At 37.3% G+C, this 5012-nt stretch carries 5 protein-coding genes and 2 pseudogenes; all 7 read right to left on the minus strand.

Translation table 11 applies throughout. From position 1 onward, the window contains the following. Positions 1–194 precede the first annotated feature (194 nt). The 7 genes and pseudogenes from ARSQ2_RS03360 to map all read right to left on the minus strand — a co-directional run bounded on the left by ARSQ2_RS03360 (position 195) and on the right by map (position 4927). Complete coding sequence (locus tag ARSQ2_RS03360; RefSeq protein ID WP_181994350.1) at positions 195–566, minus strand: DUF3461 family protein; 372 nt, start codon at positions 564–566, stop codon at positions 195–197. 99 nt (positions 567–665) lie between these two features. Beyond that, positions 666–1490: a 2,3,4,5-tetrahydropyridine-2,6-dicarboxylate N-succinyltransferase gene (gene dapD, locus ARSQ2_RS03365; RefSeq protein WP_181994347.1), complete on the minus strand. Its 825-nt coding sequence runs from the start codon at positions 1488–1490 to the stop codon at positions 666–668. Between the two features lie 26 nt (positions 1491–1516). Next, positions 1517–2107, minus strand: a complete 591-nt coding sequence (locus ARSQ2_RS14620; RefSeq protein WP_238334292.1) for a hypothetical protein — start codon at positions 2105–2107, stop codon at positions 1517–1519. Positions 2108–2586: 479 nt separating this feature from the next. After that, the gene (locus tag ARSQ2_RS14625; RefSeq protein WP_238334293.1) at positions 2587–2805 is read right to left on the minus strand and encodes an HD domain-containing protein; all 219 of its coding nucleotides are present in this window, start codon (positions 2803–2805) and stop codon (positions 2587–2589) included. Between the two features lie 92 nt (positions 2806–2897). After that, positions 2898–3524 (minus strand): annotated as a pseudogene (locus tag ARSQ2_RS14630) ([protein-PII] uridylyltransferase family protein); the annotation flags it as partial. Between the two features lie 105 nt (positions 3525–3629). Beyond that, positions 3630–3992, minus strand: a pseudogene (locus ARSQ2_RS03380) (DUF294 nucleotidyltransferase-like domain-containing protein); the annotation flags it as partial. 137 nt (positions 3993–4129) lie between these two features. After that, positions 4130–4927 carry a type I methionyl aminopeptidase gene (gene map, locus ARSQ2_RS03385; RefSeq protein ID WP_181994349.1) on the minus strand — a complete coding sequence of 266 codons (798 nt, stop codon included), beginning with the start codon at positions 4925–4927 and terminating at the stop codon, positions 4130–4132. Positions 4928–5012: the final 85 nt, after the last annotated feature.

Raw genomic sequence — 5012 nt, forward strand, 5'->3', positions numbered from 1 at the left:
ATACTCAACCCTTCTTCTTCCATCGTAAATATCACTTTACGTCTAAAATCAATTGAATAGCTCATATAAATAATGTCATCAAAATTAAGTCGCTTAGCTATATTGTTAAACGGTTATGCGAGTTTATCTGCTTAAAATACAAATCTGGCCTACCGCTCAGTTGGTATTAGCATAAATACGCAGAAGTGAGTTATTCAGGAAAGTTTTTTTAAATCTGATTTAATTTCCCCAATTTTGCTGATTACGACAGATTCTAAATGGCCCAAATCATTTAATATTTTACTTTTTAAATCATGGTTGCTTTGGTCATGTTGATAAATTTGATTTAATTCTTCGATCACATCCCGTAGGTGGAGATTAATTTCATTTGTCTTTTTGAGATTGTTATTTAGATTAACCAGCTTTCGTTGCAGCGGATATTTGAATTTTACACTTTTAGCATAGTGTTCATCTTTATCTTTGCGAAAATAAATCTTTAGAATTTCATGATTTGCTTCTTGGCGAAAGGTGTAGTGATCGATATCTTCAGGTTGAGTGATCCCTAAGCTTTTTAAGTTATCATACATATTAATACCTAACGGAATAAGGTTATCTAACAATTGTTACAGATTAACATAATAATAAGGCTAAGCGGATATTCAATTGATAATCCGCTATGATAAATTTTAGTCTATTGTTCTTAGTAACTCATTAATGCCAACTTTCTTTCTAGTCTTGTCATCGACTTTTTTGACAATCACTGCGCAATATAGGCTGTAGTTGCCATTTTTGGCCGGTAAATTACCCGCGACGACGACCGAGCCGGCTGGAATTCGGCCATAGAGAATTTCACAGCTTTCCCTGTCATAAATTTTGGTGCTCTGGCCAATATAAAGGCCCATTGAGATAACCGAGCCTTCTTCAACAATGACCCCTTCAACAATTTCAGAGCGAGCACCAATAAAACAGTTATCTTCGATAATAGTTGGATTAGCTTGCAAGGGTTCTAGCACACCACCAATACCAACACCACCAGATAAGTGAACATTTTTGCTAATTTGCGCACAAGAGCCAACTGTTACCCAGGTATCTATCATTGATCCTTCGTCAATATAGGCACCAATATTAACGTAAGATGGCATTAAAACGGTATTTCGGGCGATAAACGCACCTTTTCGAACCGTTGCTGGTGGAACAACTCTAAGTCCTTCTTGTTGAAAACGAGCATGATCATACTCAGCAAATTTCATGGCTACTTTGTCAAAATAGGGGCTTTCTGCACCTTCGATTAATCGATTTTCATTGATACGAAAAGAGAGTAATACGGCTTTTTTAAGCCATTGATGTGTTGTCCATTGTCCATCTATCTTTTCAGCGACTCTTAACTGGCCTTTGTCAAGTTGAGTGATCACCTGATTGATTGCATCACTTAGTTGAACATTGGTCGTCGCGGGTGTGATTTCTGCGCGATGTTCAAAAGCATTTTCAATAATGGTTTTAAGTTGCTCCATAAAATTACTCATCCTCTGGGTTGTAATTATTTAACATGTTTACTATTTTCTTTATCTATTGCAGTCAGGGCTTGGGTCAATTTTTCTGCCAGTTTATGTTGTCGATTTTGATCGAGTGCCTGGTTCTTTTGAACAGTAAGTACAAACAAATCCTCAACTCTTTCTCCAATCGTTGTGATCCTAGCTCCGTGTAAGAGCACGGCCATTTCAGTAAATATATTACCGATCTGTGCCAATAATCCGGGTTGATCGAGGGCGACAAGCTCCATATAAGTCCGCCTGCCATTAAAATTGGGCAAAAAATGTACTTTAGTTGGTACGTTAAAATGGCGAAATCTATGATAGGGGTTACGTGTTTTCAAAGTTTTGCTATTTGGGGTCTTAATAACTTTTAATAAGGGTTGGCGAATATTTTCATAGCGATCATGAGCCAACGGTTGCCCTTTAGGATCTAATACCACAAAAGTATCCATCGTCGTATTATCTTTGTTAGTAAAGATTTGGGCGCTATGGATATTAAGATTTCGTCTATCAAGTTCTCCAGCAACCGCGGCAAACCGCGGCAAATAGAGATGGTCGATCTGGACACGAGATAAAAATTTCAGTACCACCATCACAGATACGGTACTGATCAGTATTAATGGTTCATTTAAATTGTGTTTTAATAAAGCGCTAGCGTGCCAGGCAAGTTGCTGGGGAGTATGGCGTAAAAAATAATCAGCATGGCTGGGTGCCCATAATTTTTTCAGCTCACCTTGATCAATATTTTTTCGCCCAGCTGGGTTAACGCTTGCAAGCGATTGGATTGGATCCGTTGACGTAAAGTGGGTATTGCTTGCGTATCTTGATTTAATTGATTTTTGTTAATAGATACAGCTTTTTTAATAGACTCTGTTTCCAGCTATTCCATAAGCTATTATTGGTTGGACATATATCGGCAACAGTCAGACACAAAAAATAATCCAGCCTGTTTATTGATTTCACTTCACTGGAAAATTGTTTAATAACAATGGGATCTTGAATATCACGCCGTTGGGCGGTCACTGACATCAAAAGATGTTGACATACAAGCCAGGTAATTAAGGATGAATCATGTTCATATAGGCCCGTGTTCTAGGGCAAATTGTTTTGCATCTTCCGCGCCCAGTTCAGAGTGATCACTTTTTCTGCCTTTAGTGATATCATGAAACATAGCCGCCAGACGTAAAATTTCAGGCTGAGCAAGCTTGCTATAAATGGCAACACACAAAGGATGTTGGTGACTATTATAGCTAAGCGTCTTAATTTTGATTACAAAATATATGTTTTTCTCCAATATAAATTTACTGATATAGAGTAATTACTTGTAATCATTTTAAAGTCGCCCAGATATATCAAGTTTATGTGGGTGCGGCTAGGTTTGTTTTCGCTAAGGATGGCTTCATCAAACAGTTGTAGCAGCATGGGTCGTATGACACGATAATAGTCTTTCATCATTTTCTCAACGGGCTGATTGTCTTTACCTTGATAACCAAGTAAGCGGGCAACATTTAATTGATGTTCAAATACTAGGCGATTGTCATAACATTTTATCATTAAATGCAGCGCAAATCGAATACGAAGCAAAAAATTTAAACATATTTTTAATTCTCGATATTCTGCTTGACTTAGAAAGTCGAAATGAACTGTCTGCTCAATGGTGGTTGCACCAAAATGTCGGCGTGCGACCCATAACAGTATGTCAATATCACTTAAACCGCCGGGACTACTTTTGATATCTGGCTCAAGTGATATCTGGCTCAAGGTTGTAACTGGTACTATGATAACGTTGGTGGCGCAACTGTTGTTCACTACGTTTGGCAGAAAAAATTTATCAGACGGCCAAAAATTATCGCTATATATTGCTTGCTGTAATGATAGAAACAGAGCTTGATCGCCACAAATTAACCTTAATTCAAATACATTAGTTGAGATAGACAGATCTGTTTGTCCTGCCTGTAAACATTTTTCTAATGTGCGCACACTATGGCCAACTTGAAAATCCAAGTCCCATAGTATAACTAAGCGTCTTAATTTTGATTACAAAATATACGTTTTTCTCCAAGATAAATTTACTGATATAGAGTAATTACTTGTAATCATTTTAAAGTCGCCCAGCTATAGAGTAATAAATTGACCAATCTTAGTGGTGATAGCGGTAGCTAAAGGATGTTGACTTAAAATTAATAAATCTATATCTAATAGTGGATGTAATTCTTGTCGGCCATAACCACCCACGGCAATTAATGATAATTGGGGAATTAGCTCGAAACGATTAATTTGCCAAAGACGCTGGAGTAACTTATCAAGATAATTCCTACGGACCGCAATAAGTTCAGCGGCGGTAACTCCCTCCTTGAAAAATTGTTCTAACCATTTTTGCAAACGCTCTACCTGTTGTTTTAGTAAAGATAAAGTAAAATCTTCTTGAGATAATTTATCAAGCGCAAGGATGAGAGGGACAGGCTGATTACTTTTCATCATGGTATTATAACCGCGAAATTGCTGGAGGAGATCTGATTATGCGATCACTACTAAATGGTATGAATAGACAATAAAAAGCAGTAAAACAATATCATTAATGTAAAAGCCTCCAAAATTATGGAGGCCCAATCTGAAAATTATCTATTCACTAATATAGCCGAAATAAATGGCTCTTCTTCTTTCCGTAAGGTAAAAATTTCACAGCCATCCTCGGTGACAGCTAAAGTATGTTCATATTGTGCCGACCAACCTCGATCTTTTGTTTTTACTGTCCAGCTATCTTTCATTGTTCTAATACGATGATCGCCGGTATTTACCATTGGTTCGATAGTAAAAGTCATGCCTTTTTGCAGTATCACGCCACCGTCATCAGCATCGTAATGTAATACTTGAGGTTCTTCATGAAAGACTCGACCAATACCATGGCCACAATATTCGCGCACGACAGAAAAATGATGCTGTTGAACAAATTGCTGAATTTCCTGACCTATCGTCCGTAAACGAATACCAGGTTTGACCATTTTTAAAGCAAGATAAAGGCTTTCCTGTGTTACCTTACACAACCGTTCGTCTTGAATGGTTGGTTTGCCCACAATAAACATTTTGGAAGTGTCGCCATGGAAGCGATTTTTAATAACGGTGACATCAATATTAATGATATCACCTTCTTTTAAGATTTTTTCATCACTCGGAATACCATGACAAATAACATCATTAACGGATGTACAGATAGATTTAGGAAAGCCATGATAATTTAAACAAGCTGGGATAGCTTGCTGTTTTTCGACGATATGTGAGTGACAAATGCGATCAAGTTCACCGGTAGAAATGCCCGGTTTTATGTAAGGTTCAATAATTTCTAACACTTCCGCCGCCAAATGTCCGGCGATACGCATTTTCTGAATATCTTCTTCCGTTTTAATTGAGATAGCCATGAATTCTGCCTATTTATGCTGATTTAAATGAGTAAAAATGCACTTATCAGCCAATTATGTTGATTAAATATAAATACTCTATAGC

The sequence above is a fragment of the Arsenophonus endosymbiont of Bemisia tabaci Q2 genome (assembly GCF_902713415.1).
In the GTDB taxonomy this organism is placed as follows: domain Bacteria; phylum Pseudomonadota; class Gammaproteobacteria; order Enterobacterales; family Enterobacteriaceae; genus Arsenophonus.

Excerpts from the sequence above, each read along its gene's own strand:
- ARSQ2_RS03360 (WP_181994350.1), bottom strand. The coding sequence starts at position 566 with ATGTATGATAACTTAAAAAGCTTAGGGATCACTCAACCTGAAGATATC.
- dapD (WP_181994347.1), bottom strand. The coding sequence starts at position 1,490 with ATGGAGCAACTTAAAACCATTATTGAAAATGCTTTTGAACATCGCGCA.
- map (WP_181994349.1), bottom strand. The coding sequence starts at position 4,927 with ATGGCTATCTCAATTAAAACGGAAGAAGATATTCAGAAAATGCGTATC.